The 15,839-nt window shown below is 70.7% G+C and carries 16 protein-coding genes and 1 tRNA gene; 7 read left to right on the top strand and 10 right to left on the bottom strand.

The genetic code is table 11. From position 1 onward, the window contains the following. Positions 1 to 111 precede the first annotated feature (111 nt). The 3 genes from repSA to OG357_RS27555 are packed head-to-tail and all read left to right on the top strand — an operon-like array spanning position 112 to position 2,824. Positions 112 to 1,482, top strand: a complete 1,371-nt coding sequence (gene repSA / locus OG357_RS27565) for a replication initiator protein RepSA (protein WP_329625715.1) — start codon at positions 112 to 114, stop codon at positions 1,480 to 1,482. Further along, positions 1,479 to 1,673, top strand: coding sequence for a helix-turn-helix domain-containing protein (locus OG357_RS27560; protein WP_024761271.1), 195 nt, complete (start codon positions 1,479 to 1,481; stop codon positions 1,671 to 1,673). The genes repSA and OG357_RS27560 overlap by 4 nt, the downstream gene beginning before the upstream one ends. Further along, positions 1,673 to 2,824, top strand: a complete 1,152-nt coding sequence (locus OG357_RS27555) for a tyrosine-type recombinase/integrase (protein ID WP_329623706.1) — start codon at positions 1,673 to 1,675, stop codon at positions 2,822 to 2,824. The genes OG357_RS27560 and OG357_RS27555 overlap by 1 nt, the downstream gene beginning before the upstream one ends. Before the next feature lie 72 nt (positions 2,825 to 2,896). On the opposite strand, the gene OG357_RS27550 is transcribed toward OG357_RS27555, so the two are convergent. Beyond that, a tRNA-Val gene (locus OG357_RS27550) sits at positions 2,897 to 2,971 on the bottom strand. Between the two features lie 170 nt (positions 2,972 to 3,141). On the opposite strand from OG357_RS27550, the gene OG357_RS27545 reads away from it, so the two are divergent. The 3 genes from OG357_RS27545 to OG357_RS27535 all read left to right on the top strand — a co-directional run bounded on the left by OG357_RS27545 (position 3,142) and on the right by OG357_RS27535 (position 5,662). Continuing rightward, positions 3,142 to 3,900 (top strand): DUF4097 family beta strand repeat-containing protein, encoded by a 759-nt coding sequence (locus OG357_RS27545; protein ID WP_329623705.1) that lies wholly within the window; start codon positions 3,142 to 3,144, stop codon positions 3,898 to 3,900. A 129-nt stretch (positions 3,901 to 4,029) separates the two neighbouring features. Next, on the top strand, positions 4,030 to 5,352 hold the full coding sequence (locus OG357_RS27540) for a hypothetical protein (RefSeq protein WP_329625714.1): 1,323 nt from the start codon (positions 4,030 to 4,032) through the stop codon (positions 5,350 to 5,352). A gap of 82 nt (positions 5,353 to 5,434) precedes the next feature. Further along, positions 5,435 to 5,662 carry an FmdB family zinc ribbon protein gene (locus tag OG357_RS27535; RefSeq protein WP_329623704.1) on the top strand — a complete coding sequence of 76 codons (228 nt, stop codon included), beginning with the start codon at positions 5,435 to 5,437 and terminating at the stop codon, positions 5,660 to 5,662. Here OG357_RS27535 and OG357_RS27530 read toward each other — a convergent pair. From OG357_RS27530 to OG357_RS27520, 3 genes are read right to left on the bottom strand one after another with little or no spacing between them, the layout of a single operon-like run. After that, entirely contained in the window at positions 5,659 to 6,510 is an 852-nt protein-coding gene (locus OG357_RS27530) for an HAD family hydrolase (protein WP_329625713.1), read from the bottom strand. The two genes, OG357_RS27535 and OG357_RS27530, sit on opposite strands and share 4 nt — an antisense overlap. Before the next feature lie 23 nt (positions 6,511 to 6,533). Further along, entirely contained in the window at positions 6,534 to 9,059 is a 2,526-nt protein-coding gene (locus tag OG357_RS27525) for a phosphoribosyltransferase (RefSeq protein WP_329623703.1), read from the bottom strand. Positions 9,060 to 9,077: 18 nt separating this feature from the next. Continuing rightward, the gene (locus OG357_RS27520; protein ID WP_329623702.1) at positions 9,078 to 10,262 is read right to left on the bottom strand and encodes an HpcH/HpaI aldolase/citrate lyase family protein; all 1,185 of its coding nucleotides are present in this window, start codon (positions 10,260 to 10,262) and stop codon (positions 9,078 to 9,080) included. Positions 10,263 to 10,448: 186 nt separating this feature from the next. Between OG357_RS27520 and OG357_RS27515 the strand changes: the two genes are divergently transcribed. Then, the gene (locus OG357_RS27515; RefSeq protein ID WP_443066741.1) at positions 10,449 to 11,339 is read left to right on the top strand and encodes a TerD family protein; all 891 of its coding nucleotides are present in this window, start codon (positions 10,449 to 10,451) and stop codon (positions 11,337 to 11,339) included. Between the two features lie 54 nt (positions 11,340 to 11,393). Here the strand turns inward: OG357_RS27515 and OG357_RS27510 are convergent, their stop codons facing one another. The 6 genes from OG357_RS27510 to OG357_RS27485 all read right to left on the bottom strand — a co-directional run bounded on the left by OG357_RS27510 (position 11,394) and on the right by OG357_RS27485 (position 15,794). Then, the gene (locus OG357_RS27510) at positions 11,394 to 12,131 is read right to left on the bottom strand and encodes a TerD family protein (protein ID WP_329623701.1); all 738 of its coding nucleotides are present in this window, start codon (positions 12,129 to 12,131) and stop codon (positions 11,394 to 11,396) included. Between the two features lie 108 nt (positions 12,132 to 12,239). Then, positions 12,240 to 13,388: a DUF475 domain-containing protein gene (locus OG357_RS27505; RefSeq protein ID WP_329623700.1), complete on the bottom strand. Its 1,149-nt coding sequence runs from the start codon at positions 13,386 to 13,388 to the stop codon at positions 12,240 to 12,242. A 29-nt stretch (positions 13,389 to 13,417) separates the two neighbouring features. After that, a complete protein-coding gene (locus OG357_RS27500; protein ID WP_329623699.1) occupies positions 13,418 to 13,993 on the bottom strand; it encodes a TerD family protein in 576 nt (191 codons plus the stop codon). 83 nt (positions 13,994 to 14,076) lie between these two features. After that, the gene (locus OG357_RS27495) at positions 14,077 to 14,652 is read right to left on the bottom strand and encodes a TerD family protein (RefSeq protein WP_317594642.1); all 576 of its coding nucleotides are present in this window, start codon (positions 14,650 to 14,652) and stop codon (positions 14,077 to 14,079) included. Positions 14,653 to 14,788: 136 nt separating this feature from the next. Further along, the gene (locus tag OG357_RS27490; RefSeq protein WP_329623698.1) at positions 14,789 to 15,247 is read right to left on the bottom strand and encodes a peroxiredoxin; all 459 of its coding nucleotides are present in this window, start codon (positions 15,245 to 15,247) and stop codon (positions 14,789 to 14,791) included. Between the two features lie 124 nt (positions 15,248 to 15,371). After that, positions 15,372 to 15,794 carry a DUF3052 domain-containing protein gene (locus OG357_RS27485; protein ID WP_329623697.1) on the bottom strand — a complete coding sequence of 141 codons (423 nt, stop codon included), beginning with the start codon at positions 15,792 to 15,794 and terminating at the stop codon, positions 15,372 to 15,374. Positions 15,795 to 15,839 lie beyond the last annotated feature (45 nt).

Here is a 15,839-nt window from a genome sequence, read left to right as displayed (position 1 = left end):
AGTCCAGAGAACCGGAAGGCGCCCGCCCATCATGGCCGACCACCACGACGCCCACTTCACCCTCCGCCCGGCCTCCCCGGCGGTGGCCGCGTGATCGAGACCCCGCCCCTCATGGGGTTGGACTCGGCCACCCTGAGCGACATGCTCCGGGTGGCCGCGTCCCCCGGGTACGACCGCTGGAAGGAGCAGATCCACCGCACCGGCGGCTGCTCCAGCCCCATCCACCTCACTGGGTGGACCCTCTCCCAGGACAAGGCCACCGGCGAGACCCTCCACCGCTACTCCACCGACACCGAGCCGGACGGGCGCCTCCGCATCGCCTGCGGCAACCGCCGTGCCTCCCGCTGCCCCTCCTGCGCCTGGACCTACGCCGGCGACACCTACCACCTCATCCGCGCAGGCCTTGCCGGGGACGACGGCCGCGATATCCCCACCGCCGTCCGCGACCACCCCCGTGTCTTCCTCACCCTCACCGCCCCGTCGTTCGGACCAGTCCACAACCGTCCCGATACGCGCCCCTGCCGCTGCGGCACCTGGCACGCCGAGGACGCAGCCGAGTTGGGGAATCCCCTCGACCCTGCGTCGTACGACTACGAAGGCGCCGTCCTCTTCAACAACCACGCCGGACAGCTCTGGCAGCGGTTCACGACCCGCCTCCGCCGAGAGCTCGCCGCCTCCGCGGGACTGTCCCAGCGAGCGCTGAAAGACGTCCTCCGGCTCTCGTACGGGAAGGTGGCCGAGTTCCAGAAGCGGGGCGCCGTCCACTTCCACGCCGTGGTCCGGCTCGACGGACCCGACGGACCGGACACCCCGCCCCCGTCCTGGGCCACCACCGAGCTCCTCACCCAAGCCATCCACACCGCCGCCGCCCACGCGTACACGACGATCACCGTCCCCGCCGTCGGCAATCAGCCCTCACACCGCCTCCGCTGGGGCACCCAGCTCGACATCCGGCCCGTCAAAGCCTTCGGGGACGGCTCCGACATCACCGAACAGGCCGTCGCCTCCTACATCGCCAAGTACGCCACCAAAGCCGCCGAGACCACCGGCAGCCTCGACCGCCGTGTCGGTAACCGCGAAGCCCTGCTCCTCCTCGGCGTCCCCGACCACACCCGCCGCCTCGTCGAAGCCTGCTTCGACCTCGACCCGCTCTACCCAGACCGCCGGCTCCTCGCCTGGGCTCACATGCTCGGCTTCCGCGGCCACTTCTCCACCAAGTCCCGCCAGTACTCCACCACCCTCGGCGAACTGCGCCAGACCCGCGCCGACTACCGCGCCGCCCAGGAACGCACCGCCCGTGGCCTGGCCGACGTCGAGCCGGACACCGTCCTCGTCCTCACCTCCTGGCAGTACGCCGGCCAGGGCCACTCACCCGGTGAGGCCGCCCTGGCCGCGTCCATCGCCCGGGACATCCAGCTCAACCGCGAGACCGCCCGCGAGGCCCTGCGCGACCAACTGGCCCTGGAAGGAGCCCCAGCATGACCACCGCTACTGCCCCCGCCGAACTACTGACCGTGCCCCAGGTCATGGCGCTCCTCAAGCTCGGACGCTCCACGGTCTACGACCTCATCCGCTCGCGCCGCCTGACCTCCATCACCATCGGGCGGGCGCGGCGCGTCCCCGCCGATTCGGTACGGGACTTCATCAATCACGAGATCGAGGAGGCAGCCTGATGGCCACCCCGCGCAAGCGCAACCCCAACGGCTCCGGCACCATCACCAAGCGCCAGGACGGCCGCTACCAGGCCGCCGTCTACGTCCTCCAGCCGGACGGCACCCGCGCCCGCAAGTACGTGTACGGCAAGACCTGGGCCGACTGCGACGCCAAGCGCCGCGCACTGCTGGACAAGGTCGACAACGGCATCCCGGTCCCCACCCGGTCCATGAAGCTGGCCGAGTGGCTGCCGTACTGGCTCGACAACATCGTCAAGCCCCGTCGCAAGCGGACCACGGCCGCCAAGTACGAGGTGCACGTCCGGCTCTACCTCGTCCCGATGATCGGCTCCAAGCGGCTGGAGTCCCTCAGCGTCGCCGACGTACGGAAGTTCGTCGTCGCGTTGGAGAACAAGACCAGCGCCGCCACGGCGAAGGAGTCGCATCGCGTCCTGCGGACGGCTCTCACCGCGGCCTGCCGCGAGGAGCTCGTTACACGGAACGTCGCCACGCTCGTCGAGCCGCCGACAGTGGCGGATCGAGACCTGGACCCCTGGTCGCTGGACGAGACGCTCGACTTCCTCACCGCTGCCCGGAAGGACCCGCTGTACGCCGCGTTCGTGCTCGCCATCGCGCTCGGCTTCCGTCGCGGTGAGATCGTCGGTCTTCGTTGGGAGAACGTCGACCTCGACAAGCGTGAGATCCGCGTACGGACGCAACGCCAGCGGGTCGGCGGAGAGGTGTACGAGGACGACCCCAAGGGGCGGCGCCGCAAGCAGACACTTCTCCTGCCCGGGATCTGCGTCGCTCCCCTGCGATGGCAGCGTCTCAAGCAGGCCGCTGCCCGCGAGCTCGCCGGGGAGAAGTGGGAGGAGACCGGCTACGTCTTCACCACCCGCACCGGCAAGCCGATCGAGCCGCGCAACCTCTACCGCTCGTTCACCCGCGTCGCGAAGAACGCCGGCCTTCGCGTCATCCGCCTGCACGATGCCCGCCACGGGACGGCGACGCTCCTCACCGCCGCTGGCGTCGCTCCCCGCGTCGTGATGGAGATCCTCGGACACAGCCAGATCGCTGTCACGATGAACGTCTACGCCCACGTCGTCCAGGACACGCAACGCGAGGCCGTCAGCCACATGGACCGGCTGCTCAGGAGGCGTCCGCGGTCGTGATCGACCGTCCCTGTTGATGTCAGATGTAGATGTCAAAGGCCCCCCGTCATGATTGACGAGGGGCCTTTGGGCTGGTGGGCGCGGACGGTTTCGAACCGCCGACATCTGCTTTGTAAGAGCAGCGCTCTACCCCTGAGCTACGCACCCGTGGAGGAGGCAACAGCCTACATGGCCGACGGGGCGGGGCCGAATCCGTTGTCGGTGGGCGGGGGGGGGTAGCCCCACCCTTCGGACGGTGGGTTGCCGGATCGTGACGGGGGGTGGCTGGCTCGTACCGTCGACGTACCGACGTTTTCTACTGGGGGATCGACATCGCCATGACCACACGCCACCCGTTCCTCGCCGCCGGCGGGGTCCTCGTCGCTCTGTTCGCGCTCAGTGCCTGTGGGACGGCCGATGCCGGTGAGGCGCCGGTCGAGAAGAAGACGTTCGCGTTCGACGGGGGCGCGCTCGTCGTCGACTCCGACAACTCCGAGCTCGTCGTCACGCCCGCCGACGTCGACGACGTCCTCGTCGAGCGGCAGGTCGACGGGTGGGTGTTCATGGGGTCGGGGCCCGACGCGAGCTGGAAGCTGGAAGGCGGGCGGCTCACGCTGCGGGTGGAATGCGACGGCATCGCCTCCAGCTGCCCCGCCGTGCACCGCGTCAAGGTGCCGCGCGACGTCGCCGTCACCGTCGAGAACGAGAACGGGGACATCACGGCGGAGGGGTTCGCCACGCCGCTGAAGGTGCGGTCCGACAACGGCGACGTACGGGTCGCCGGGAGCAGCGAGGCGCTCGATCTCGGCAGTGAGAACGGCGACCTGACGGTCGAGGGCGGCACCAGGTCGCCCACGGTGCGCGTCCGGTCCGACAACGGCGACGTGCGGGTCGCCCTCGGAGCCGTACCCCGCCAGGTCGACGTCGTCTCGGACAACGGCGACGTCGACGTCACGCTGCCCACCGCCGAGTACGCCGCCACCGCGGCCAGCGACAACGGCGACGTCCGCGTCGACGTGCCCCGCCGCGACGGAAGCGAGCACTCCGTGAGCGTCCGTAGCGACAACGGTGACATCGTCGTGCGAACGGCGAACTGACCGGCCCGTGTGTTCGTCCTTACCGGGTGGGAGAATGAACCGGACCGGAGACGGCGGACACAGCACGGGGAGAGGTACGTGGCGGCGAGCGACGGCAGGACGCCCCCTGGGGGCAGTGCGACGCCCAGGATTCCGGCCACCTTCCGGCTGGCCCTCGCGCTGCCGCTGCTGGTCGGGGCGCTGCTGCCGCAGGCCTTCGCCGGGGGCGGTACGCGTCGCTGGTTCGGCGGGCGCGGTGAGGGACAGCGGGCCGAGGCCCAGGCCGCCAAGGACGCCGCCGCGGCCGCCTTCTACGAGCTCGACACCGCCCAGCGCGGGTTGCGGATCTCCATCGAGACGATCACCGCTGCCGACAGCTCGTCCGAGGCGCGCCGCGCCGTCGAGGGGTTCGAGGCGCTCGGGCGCCGGATCGACGAGGTCAGCCACCTCTACATCAGCGCCGTCGACGCCCATGACCTCGACCGTGACGAGCTCGACGCCGCCACCGCCGGGCGCGCCCGCGCCGAACTGAGCGCCGCCAAGGACGAGCTGGACCGGGTGAAGGGTGAGCTCGATCGCTTCGAGCAGGGCCTCACGCCGCTCCTCGACCGCGCCGAGACCCAGCTCGCCCGGCTCGCCCCGGCCGTCGAGCGGGCCCGTCAGGCGCTGCGCGGCGCGAGCGGCGCACTCGACGCCGTACGGGACGGGGGCCTGCGCGCCGACGACCTCGCCCTGCGGCTCGCCCAGCTCGGGCCCGAACTGACCCGGCTCAACGAAGGCGCCGGACGCCACGGCGTCGCCGAGACCCTTCAGCGCGCCGACCGCGTCCTGCGGGACGCCGAGGCCGTACGCGCCGAGGCCGAGCGGCTGCCGCAGCGCGCCGCCGAGATCGACCGGCGGCTCGTCTCCCTCCGTACCCGTACCGAAGCGCTGACCACCCGTACCGAAGGCGTCGAGCCGATCCTCTCGGAGCTGCGGCGGCGGTTCTCCGCCGCCTGCTGGCAGGACCTCCAGCACGTGCCCGAGCAGGCCGCCGAGACGCTCCGGCAGGCCGAGGAGCGGCTCGCCGAGGCCTCGAAGGCCCGCACGGAGCAGCGCTGGCCCGACGCGACCTCCCTGCTCTCCACCGTCCGCGCGCTCCTCGACTCGACCGACGAGGCCGTGTCGGCGGCCCGGGAGCGGCTGCACCGCCTGGACGCCGTCGCGAAGGACCCGAAGGCGGAGACCGACCGCGCCCGGTTCGCGGTACGGGACGCCCAGCGGCTGGCGATGGCCGGGCGCAACACCCCCGACCCGCGCCACGCCCGCCCCCTCGACCAGGCCGTCGCTCGGCTCGACCGGGCCGTCGGCACGCTGGAGGGCCGGCACCCGGACTACTGGCACTTCCTGACCGAGCTGGAAGCCGTCCGCGCCGACGCCGCCCGCGTCGTCGAGCAGATCCGAGAGGACCGGGGCGCCGCCGCCGGCCATTGAGCCTCCCGCGCGGTCTCGGTCGCCGAGCCCGCGGGGCTTTCGGGCACTGCCCTCCTCGCCCGGGCGCCGCTAGCCTGTCCCCATGCCTCGTTACGAATTCCGCTGCCGCACCTGCGGCGACACCTTCGAGCTCAGCCGTCCCATGGCCGAGTCCTCCGCCCCCGCCGCCTGCCCCGCCGGGCACGACGACACCGTAAAGCTGCTCTCGGCCGTGGCCGTCGGCGGCAGCAGCACCGCCACCGCCGCCCCCACGCAGGGCGCGGGCGGCGGCGGTGGCGGTGGCTGTTGCGGTGGGGGCTGCTGCGGCTAGGCGGCCGCCGCCGCGCGGAAGCGGCGCAGGATCTCCTCCCCCGCCGCGACCCCGCGTTCCGCGAGGACGTCGAGGTGGGGGGCGGTCCACTCGCTCTCGGCGAGTTCGCCGTGGCCGGGGCGCCATGCCCGGTCCGCGGCCATCAGCAGGTCGGCGTCGAGGAGCGAGTCCCCCGCCGCCAGGGTGAGCGTGGCGCCGATGCGGCGGGCGACCTCGCGGACGGCCGCGCTCTTGGTGAGCGGCTTCGGCACCGCGTACACCTTGCGGCCCTGGAGCGAGACGGTCCAGCCGCGCTCCCCCGCCCACGCGCCGAAGCGTCCCAGCCACTCCTCGGGGAGCCGCTCGCGCTCGACGACGAGGTAGGCGAAGAGGTCCTCGGCCACCCGGTGCTTGCGGACCCACGACAGGTCCGTGGTGGCGGTGAGGTAGGCGCGGATCTCGGAGAGCGGCGCGCACTCCTCGGCCAGCCGGTTCACGACCGTAGCGTGCCAGTCGCGGTCGGTGACGCCGTCGACGAGGATGTGCCCGCCGTTCGCGCAGATCGCGTACTTCGGTGTGGCTCCCGGGAGTTGGATGCGCTGGTACTGCTTGCGCGTCCGGGTCGTGGTCGGGACGAAGACGGTCTCGTCGGTCAGCCGCGTGAGGAGGTCCGCCGCGTCCTCCGTCATATAGGAGAGCGGCTTCGACTCGTGGACCTCGACGCAGAGCAGCCGGGGCGCCTGGGCGTCGGGCATGCCGAGGGCGAGGGCCGCGCTCGAGTAGATGAGGGTGCGGTCGAGGTCGCTCGCGACCAGCGTCGTGCTCGGAGTCGAGTTCGGCGGAGTCGGGTTCGGCGGAGTCGAGTTCAGTGGCGTCGAGTTCAGTGGCGTGCTCACTGGGACACCACCGCCTTGCCGTCCGCGCCCGTCGCGCCTCTCGTGTACTGAGGGTGGATCAGACCCACGCAGGTGTACGGGAGTTCGTCGACCTCCTCGACCGGCACACCGCGCTGCTCGGCGAGCAGCCGGACGTGTGCCAGGTCCTCGCCGGCGCCCCGCTTGGCGAGGATCTTCCAGGGGACGCGGCGCAGCAGGACGCGGGTGGTCTCGCCGACGCCGGGCTTGACCAGGTTGACGTCGTGGATGCCGTACTCCTCGCTGATCCGCTCGACGGCGGCCCAGCCCTCCCACGTGGGGGTGCGGTCGGCCGCGAGGAGTTCCTTGACGTCCACGTCGACGGTCTCGGCGACCTCGTCGAAGCGGGCGGCGACGGCGTCGAGGAAGGTGCCGGAGACGTCGGCACCGGCCAGTTCGCGGTAGAACTTGGCGCCGTGGAAGTCGTTCGGGCCGACGAGGTCGGAGCGGAGCACGGTGCGGGATATCAGGCCGGAGACCGTGGAGTTGAGGCAGGCGGAGGGGATGAGGAAGTCCTCGCGGGTGCCGTACGTGCGGACGCAGGAACCGGGATCGGCGAGCACCGCGATCTCCGGGTCGAAGCCCGGGACGCCGTCCGCGCTCGCCTCGAACTCCTTGACCGCCTCGGCGAGTTCGCGGGTGATGGCGCCCTTGCCGGTCCAGCCGTCGACGAACACGACGTCGGCGGGGTCGTGGTGGGCGGCGAGCCAGCGCAGCGCGTTGGCGTCGATGCCGCGGCCGCGCACGATGGAGACGGCGTAGTGCGGGAGGTCGAGGCCGTGGCGGGCCTGCGCCCAGCGGCGCATGAGGACGCCGACCGGGGTGCCGGCCCGCGCGAGCGAGACGAGCACGGGGGTGCGGCCGGGGCGCTCGGCGAGGACGGTCTCGGTGACGGTGCCGACCGCGCGGGCTATTCGGGCGGCGGAACCCTCCAGGGCGGAGTGGAACAGGTCCTGGTAGCGGGCGCTGGGCTGGTATTCGACGGGGAGCGATTCGGCGTAGTGCGCGCCGCCGCTCTGGATGGCTTCCTCGCGTTCCTCGGTGGGCGCCTCCAGCTCGACGCCCGAGAGGTCCTGGAGCAGCCAGCCGACCTCCTCGGGCGCGTACGAGGAGAAGGCGGGGCCGCGGAGGGGCTCGGGCAGCATGGAGCTCCTTTCGGGAGCTTCGGAGACCGTGGGCGTGTACGACGGGACGACCGCGAGCACGACGTGCGGGACGTGTGCGGCGAGCTGGGCGAGCAGGCCGTCCGGGGCGTGCAGCTCCGGGGTGTCGGCGGCGGAGTCGACGACGAGGACGACGGCGTCGAAGCCCGCGCCCGCCACGTTGTAGGCGTAGCGCTCGCCGGGGCCGTCGGCCGGGTCGTCGTGGGCCGGGAAGACGAGCCGGGTGCGTATCGCGTAGCCGGGGTCGTCGACCGCGAGGACCGGTGAGCGGGTGGTGGTGGAGTAGCGGACGTCGTGCCCGGCGTCCTCCAGGGCGCCGGCGAGGCGCAGCGGCGCGTACATCAGCTCCTCGAAGCCGAGTACGAGGACGCGGGTGACCGTGTCGGTGACGGTGTCCGTCCCGGCGGCGGGCGCTTCCCGTGTCTCCAGGGCCTGCCCGAGGCAGGCGGCCAGGCCGGGCAGGGCCTCTTCCAGGCGGTCGCGCTGCTCGGGCGTGAATCCGTGGCGCCCACCGTCGGGCAGTCCCTTGGGCCAGGCGAGTGTCACCCGTACGGGGTCGGGCGTCGTCCCGTCGACGGCCGCCGCCGGGAGGACGTGCGCGGACTCCGGCGCCGCGTGCCCGGACTCCGGCGCCGCGTGCACGGACTCGTGCTCCGCCACCAGGGCCCGGCCCTTCTCCAGGACCCCCTCGGGGAGGCGTACGGTCCCGGCGGCCGCGGCGATCAGGTCGACACGGGCGCCAATCTCCTCCGCGAAGGCGTCCAGGCGGCCGAGGTCGGCGCTGGAGCGCATGTCGACGAGGGCCACGACGACGTACCGCTCGCGCGGGTAGCGGGCGTGCAGGTCCCGGATCGTGTTGAGGACGGTGTTGCCGGTGGAGAACTCGTCGTCGACGAGGACCAGCGGCCCGCCGGCGGCGAGGAGCTTGGGGTCCTCGGGCAGCAGGAGGTGCGAGGTCGCGTGCGAGTGGGACTCCTCGAAGCCGCCCGCGGGCGCGACCCCGGCCACCGGCCGCCGGGTGGAGTGGAGGTACGGGGCGAGGCCGAGGCCGTCGGCGACGGCGTGGCCCAGGGCGGTGGCGGTCTCCGCGTAGCCGAGGACGACCGAGCGCGCCGCCTCCTCGTCGCCGAGGAGCTCGCGGACGCGTACGCCGAGGCCGAGGCCGGAGCCGTACACGACGGAGGGCCGCTGCGGCACGTGCTTGCCGAGCACGCTGGAGACGAGCAGGTGCGCCCGCTTGGGGTTACGACGCAGTGCGAGGCCCAACAGGGCCGGTAGCTCCTCGCCGCCGATCAGTTCGACGCCCAGTCGCTCCGCGACCCACGTTCCGGTCCACACCACGTCGTCGACGTCCTTTCGTCAGCCGGCAAGTCCGGCGGTGAGCAGATCCACGAAGCCGACGTCTTCCTTCGCGACGCCGAAGACCTCGGCGCGCAGGAGGATGCGTTCGGCCCACGCGCGATGCGGCTTCACTTCGTTCATCTTGTTCGTATACGCGGAGCGCAGCACCCCGCCGCCGCCCTGTTCGGGCCGGAGGATGTCCTGGGCGTCGCTCCACTCCTCGTGGCTGACCACGGAGAGGGCGTGCACCGGCACCACATGGGTGGGGTGGATGCAGGTCTTGCCGAGCAGGCCGTTCGCGCGGTCGAGCTCGATCTCGCGCAGCAGTCCGTCGAGGTCGTGCTCGATGAGGGCGGTGCGCAGGTCCTCGGCCCGGCCCTCCAGGAAGGGGCTGCGGCGCAGCTGCGGCTTGAACATGCGCTCGCCGGGCCGGAAGTACTCCCAGACGGGTCCGGTGACGGTGAAGCCGGTGCCGTCGGAGCGGCCGAGGACGTTGACGACGTCGGCGATGACGTTGGCGACGATCTTGACGTCGTAGGCGGTCATGTCGGGCGAGCGGCGCAGTCCGTAGGCCGAGCAGAAGTCGGTGACGCCGAGGCGCAGGGCGAGGACGCGGTCGCGGTACTTGTCGGTGATCGAGGCGATGCCGGCGAGGGTCTCGGCCCGGGTCTCCAGGTGGAGGAGCTCGGGGGACTCCAGGACGGGCATGGCGAAGAGGCGCCTGCCGCTCGTCCGCTCGGCCTGGGTGAGCGCTTCGAGGAAGGCGTGGCCGCGGGTCTCGGTGAACTTGGGCAGTACGAATCCGGACAGCAGCCGGACCGTTTCGCCGAGCCGGGCGACGAGGTCGGTGATCTGGCGCGGATCGCGGACCCGGATGAAGAGCAGGGGTACGTCCGTGGCGGTGTCGGCGTCCGTCACGGACCCGGCGGCGAGGTCGGCGAACTGCCGGACGAGGTTGCTCTCGCCCTCCGCGACGTCGGCGTCGCTGATGGAGTCCTCCAGGCAGAGCACCATGGAGACCACTCCGCGCGCCGCCTGTTTGCGGATGTCGTCGGCCAGCCGCGGCCGGGTGGCCGGGCTGTAGAGCGTGGCACCGAGGGCCACGGCGAGCGTGCGCGCGGGCGAGTCGGCCGTGAACGCGGCCGGCTCGCTGTGGAACAACCCGGTCCGCGTTGCGGACGGGATGTGCCCGAAATGACGCATGTAAGTCCCCCGTCTGCCTCTCTGGGCCCTGACGACATGTGGCCGGTAATAGTACGTAGGTGCGGGTGTCCGTAGTTCCCTTCGTGCATGAAATTCAGGTAACTCGTCAGCATCCGTCATACCGTCCCGGTATCGGTGGTGCCCCCGCGTTGTCCGCGGGTCGGGCGGGAGGGCAGGATTGCGGTCATGACGCACGCGATGCTGAAGGGCTCCAACGTCCCTCTCGACACCGCGGCCGTACGGGCCGTGCTCTGCTGGACCCCGGGCCCCGGGGTCCCCGACGTGGATGCCTCGGCCCTGCTCCTGGGCGCCGACGGGCGCGTGCGGTCCGACGAGGACTTCGTGTTCTACAACCAGCCGCGCCACCCCTCGGGGTGCGTGCGGCGGCTGCCGAAGAAGCGGGTGGCCCAGGGGCTTACGGACACCGTGGAGGCCGATCTGACCGGCCTGGCGGCCTCGGTCGACCGGGTGGTCGTCGCGGCCTCCTCCGACGGCGGCACCTTCCGGTCCGTCTCCGACCTGCGGATCCTGCTGTACGACGCGACGGCAGGACCGGACCGCGAGCCGCTGGCGCTGTTCGACGTGACGGCGGAGACCGGCGAGGAGACGGCGGTCATCTGCGGCGAGCTGTACCGGCGCGGGGACGGCTGGAAGTTCCGCGCGGTGGGGCAGGGCTATCCGACGGGCCTCGTCGGTCTCGCCACGGACTTCGGCATCTCGGTCGACGAGGACGCGCAGGAGGCGGCCCAGGAAGCCGCTCAGGAAGCCGCTCAGGGCGTCCAGGACCTCCCCGAGGCCCAGGAGGGCACCACCGGCGCCCCGGCCCCCGTGTTCCCCGTCGCCGGGGCCCCTGATCTCGACGCGACCGTGATCCACGCCCCCGTACCGCCGCAGCCGACGGCGCCGCCCGTGCCGGACCGGGCGCCCGCCTACGGGTACCCCCAGCAGCCGGTGAACGCCCCAGCCCAGCCCCCGGCTCCCGCCTACGGCTACCCGCAGCCCGTCCACCGGCCGGACCCGCACGCGGCTCCGGAGTTCCGGATGCCGCCCATGGGCCCCCAGTTCGTCAGGTCGTGAGACCCGGGGGATTCCTGAGGCCCCGGGGATCCCCAGGACCGTGGGGAGCACCGGTCACGCCTTGGTCTTGTAGCCGCGCCCCCACTGGAGTCCCCAGCCGTACAGCCGGTCCAGCTCGGCCTGGAAGCCGTACACGAACCGCACCTCGCGGCGGACCGTCAGGTCGCCCTTGACGTTGTCCACGGAGAAGACCGCGCAGGAGCGGGCCTGCGGGGCGCGCTCGTCGAGGTCGATCTCGATCCGTGGGCCGTTGCTCGGATAGAGCGTGATCTTGGCGTGCGTACGGTCGAAGGCCGGCGTCTGGTCGTAGATGTACACGAAGAACAGCAGGCGCTTGATCTCGTCCCGCTGGTCCAGATTGACGAAGATCGTCTCCCCGGAGGAGCCGCCGAAGCGGTCGTCGCCGCTGAGCTTCACGTACGGGGCGCCGTTCAGGTCGCCGAAGAAGCCGCCGAGCGGCTGCACCACGCCCTTGCTGCCGTCGGTGAGCTCGTAGAGGCAGCCCAGGTCCAGGTCGACGTTGACCATGCCCTGGGTGTGCGCCTGGACGACCTCGGGCTTGAAGAACTGGGAGGGGTTGCGGAGCAGCCGCCCGCTCTGGCGCGAGCGCCCTTCGAGGTCGGAGGTCCGCATCCGCCAGGAGAGGTTGACCCGGAGGTTGCCGGTCGCCGCGCCCTGCTTGGTCAGCGAGACCGACGGGCGCCTCTTCGTCAGATCGATCGTGTTCGACGCGGCGCCGCCCATGTCGAACTGCGCCGCTCGCCCCGGAAACAGGTTGCCCCAGAAGGCCATGACGCCCCCACCCCCCACTGATCGCACACTCGTCACCGCGCACATGCCTGCGGGGCGGCCGGGTGCACCGACCGCCCCGCAGTGAAGCGTTCCTCGTTACCGGGGGTGTCACACCCCGGAGGAGACCTCTGTCTTGTCGCCCGCGCCGCCCGAGCCGCCCTCGGCCGCCGCGAGGGCCTTGTTGCGCCGGACGGAGGACCAGAAGGACCAGGCGATGAGGGCGACACCGATGCCGCCGGTGACGATCTCGGGGATCTCGTAGCGGATGGAGACCATGAGGATCGCGGCCAGGGCGCCGATCGCGTAGTGGGCGCCGTGCTCCAGGTAGACGTAGTCGTCGAGGGTGCCCTGACGGACCAGGTAGACCGTCAGCGAACGGACGTACATGGCACCGACGCCGAGGCCGAGCGCCATCAGGACGATGTCGTTGGTGATGGCGAAGGCGCCGATGACACCGTCGAACGAGAAGGAGGCGTCGAGGACCTCCAGGTAGAGGAACATGAAGAAGGCGGCCTTGCCGGCCAGCTGGACCGCGGAGACCTTCTTGCCGCTGCGCTTGGCCTCTTCCTCGGCCTCGTGCTCGCGCTCCTCTTCCTCCTCCAGCTTGTTCTCGAAGTAGCTGGAGAGACCGCCGACGACGAGGTACGTGATGAGACCGAAGACGCCCGAGAGCAGGACGGTCGACGCCGCGTCGATGTGCGTACCGCCGTGCTGGTGGGCCTGGGTCGCGAAGGTCATGGCGCTGATCGCCAGGACGATGAGGGCGATGCAGACCGACAGCATGTCGATCTTGCCGAGCTTGGCCAGCGGGCGCTCCAGCCAGCCGAGCCACTTGATGTCACGGTCCTCGAAGATGAAGTCGAGGAAGATCATCAGCAGGAACATGCCGCCGAAGGCCGCGATCGACGGGTGCGCGTCGGTCACGAGCTGCTCGTAGCGCTCGGCGTCGTTGAGAGCGAGATCGACGGCCTCGATGGGGCCGATCTTGGCGCTGATCGCGACGATCACGACGGGGAAGACCAGTCGCATGCCGAACACGGCGATGAGCACACCGATGGTGAGGAAGATCTTCTGCCAGAAGGCATTCATCTTCTTCAGGATTCCGGCGTTGACCACCGCGTTGTCGAAGGACAGCGAGATCTCCAGGACGCAGAGGATCGCGACGATCCCGAATGCCTCCCACCCCCCGTAGAGCACCGCTGCGACCAGACCGAGCGCAGTGATCGCGAACGACCAGCCGAAGGTTTTCAGAACCACTGTCTACCCCATCGTGAAATTACATGGCTTTACGAAACGTTGACCCCGAAGTCTAGAGCGATGCCCCGGAGCCCGGACGCGTACCCCTGACCGACCGCTCTGAACTTCCATTCGCCGTTGTAGCGGTACAGCTCGCCGAAGATCATCGCGGTCTCGCTCGACGCGTCCTCGGAGAGGTCGTAGCGGGCGAGTTCCTGACCGTCGAGCTGGTTCACGACGCGGATGAAGGCGTTGCCGACCTGACCGAAGCTCTGCCCGCGGTTGTCGGCGTCATGGATCGAGACCGGGAAGACGATCTTGTCGCAGTGGGTGGGGACCTGGGTGAGGTCCACGATGAGGGACTCGTCGTCCCCGTCACCCTCGCCCGTGAGGTTGTCGCCGGTGTGTTCGACGGAGCCTTCGGGGCTGCGGAGCTGGTTGTAGAAGACGAAGTACTCGTCCCCCAGCACGCGGCCGGCCTGGCACAGCAGGGCGCTGGCGTCGAGATCGAAGGGGGCTCCGGTGGTGGAACGCGCGTCCCAGCCGAGCCCGACGAGGACCTTGGTGAGGTTGGGAGCGGCCTTGGTGAGGGAGACGTTGCCCCCCTTGGCGAGTGTGACACCCATGGTTGTGATTCCTCCCCGGTGGTGATGAGGCACGTCCGGCGCCGCACGGAAGGTGCGGCGCCGGACGGTTGGAACGGTTCGGCTCAGACGTTGACGCCGAAGTCCGCCGCGATACCGCGCAGACCCGAGGCATACCCCTGACCGACGGCGCGGAACTTCCACTCCGCGCCGTGGCGGTACAGCTCGCCGAAGACCATGGCGGTCTCGGTCGAGGCGTCCTCGGAGAGGTCGTAGCGGGCGATCTCGGCGCCGCCGGCCTGGTTCACGACGCGGATGAACGCGTTGCGCACCTGGCCGAAGGACTGCTGGCGGTTCTCGGCGTCGTAGATCGAGACCGGGAAGACGATCTTGGTCACGTCGGCCGGCACGGTCGCCAGGCTGACCTTGACCTGCTCGTCGTCGCCCTCGCCCTCGCCGGTGAGGTTGTCACCGGTGTGCTCGACCGAGCCGTCGGCGCTCTTGAGGTTGTTGAAGAAGACGAAGTCCTGGTCGTTGCGGACCTTGCCCTCTTCGCTCACCAGGATGGCGCTGGCGTCGAGGTCGAAGTCCGTACCGGTGGTGGTCCGGACGTCCCAGCCCAGACCGACGGTCACGGCGGTGAGGCCAGGGGCCTCCTTGGTCAGCGAGACGTTGCCGCCCTTGCTGAGGCTGACTCCCACGAGTCCCTCCATACGTTTTCAGGGGCAGCGCCCCAGTCGTGCGTTGGCATCGGATCAACGAGTGGATCCTAGTGACGGGTTCCCGGTCGAAACAGTCGATTCGCCCGGTGAATCCGAGGTGTCGGCCGGGGCCGGGTCAGATGGCGTCGAGCGCCTTGACGTACTCGCCGAGGTCGCGGGCGTCCGGAAGGGCGTTCACGACGGTCCAGCGAACGACGCCCGCCTTGTCGATGATGAAGGTGCCGCGCACCGCGCAGCCCTTCTCCTCGTCGAAGACGCCGTAGGCCCGGGAGGCCTCGCCGTGCTTCCAGAAATCGGAGAGCAGCGGGAAGTCCAGGTCCTCCTGGTCGGCGAAGACGCGCAGGGTGTGCATCGAGTCGTTGGAGACGGCGAGGAGCTGGGTGTCGTCGTTGACGAACGTCGGGAGGTTGTCCCGCAGCTCGCGCAGCTCGCCGGTGCAGACGCCGGTGAAGGCGAAGGGGTAGAAGAACAGCACCACAGTCTTCTCGCCGCGGAACTCCGAGAGCCGCACGGTGCGTCCGTGGTTGTCCTTCAGCTCGAATTCCGGGGCCTCGGTGCCGACCTCGATCGCCATCGCCCATGCATCCCTTCGCCGGAGCCCGGCCCAGATCTTGGGCCGAATCGGTGAGGCCCAGCCTACGGCCTGTGTGCGAAAGCCCCCGCCGGCGAACCGGCGGGGGCTTCTCGCTACATGGTGATCAGCGCTTGGGGGCCACCAGACGGGCGCCCGCCCAGTCCTTGGCGACGCTGATGCTCTTGGTCTGGGAGAGACCAGCAGTCTGCGCGGCATCGTTGATATCGCTCGGCTCGATGTAGCCGTCACGGCCGGTCTTCGGCGTCAGCAGCCAGATCACGCCGCCGTCCTCCAGAAGACCGATGGCGTCCACCAGTGCGTCGGTGAGATCGCCGTCCTCGTCGCGGAACCAGATCACGACGGCGTCGGCGACGTCGTCGTACTCCTCGTCCACGAGCTCGGCGCCGATGATGGACTCGATGCCTTCACGGAGATCCTGGTCGACGTCGTCGTCGTAGCCGATCTCCTGGACCACCTGGCCAGGCTCGAACCCCAGCCTCGCTGCCGGGTTGGTCCGCTCCTCCGCGTGGTCCGCGGTCGCGCTCACGGCTTGCCTCCTGCTCATTCGGAAAATGCTGTGGGCCACGCGTAT

Source organism: Streptomyces sp. NBC_01255, from assembly GCF_036226445.1.
GTDB lineage: Bacteria > Actinomycetota > Actinomycetes > Streptomycetales > Streptomycetaceae > Streptomyces.
Note: the sequence above shows the minus strand (reverse complement) of the source record. Positions and strands in the feature narration are given on the sequence as shown.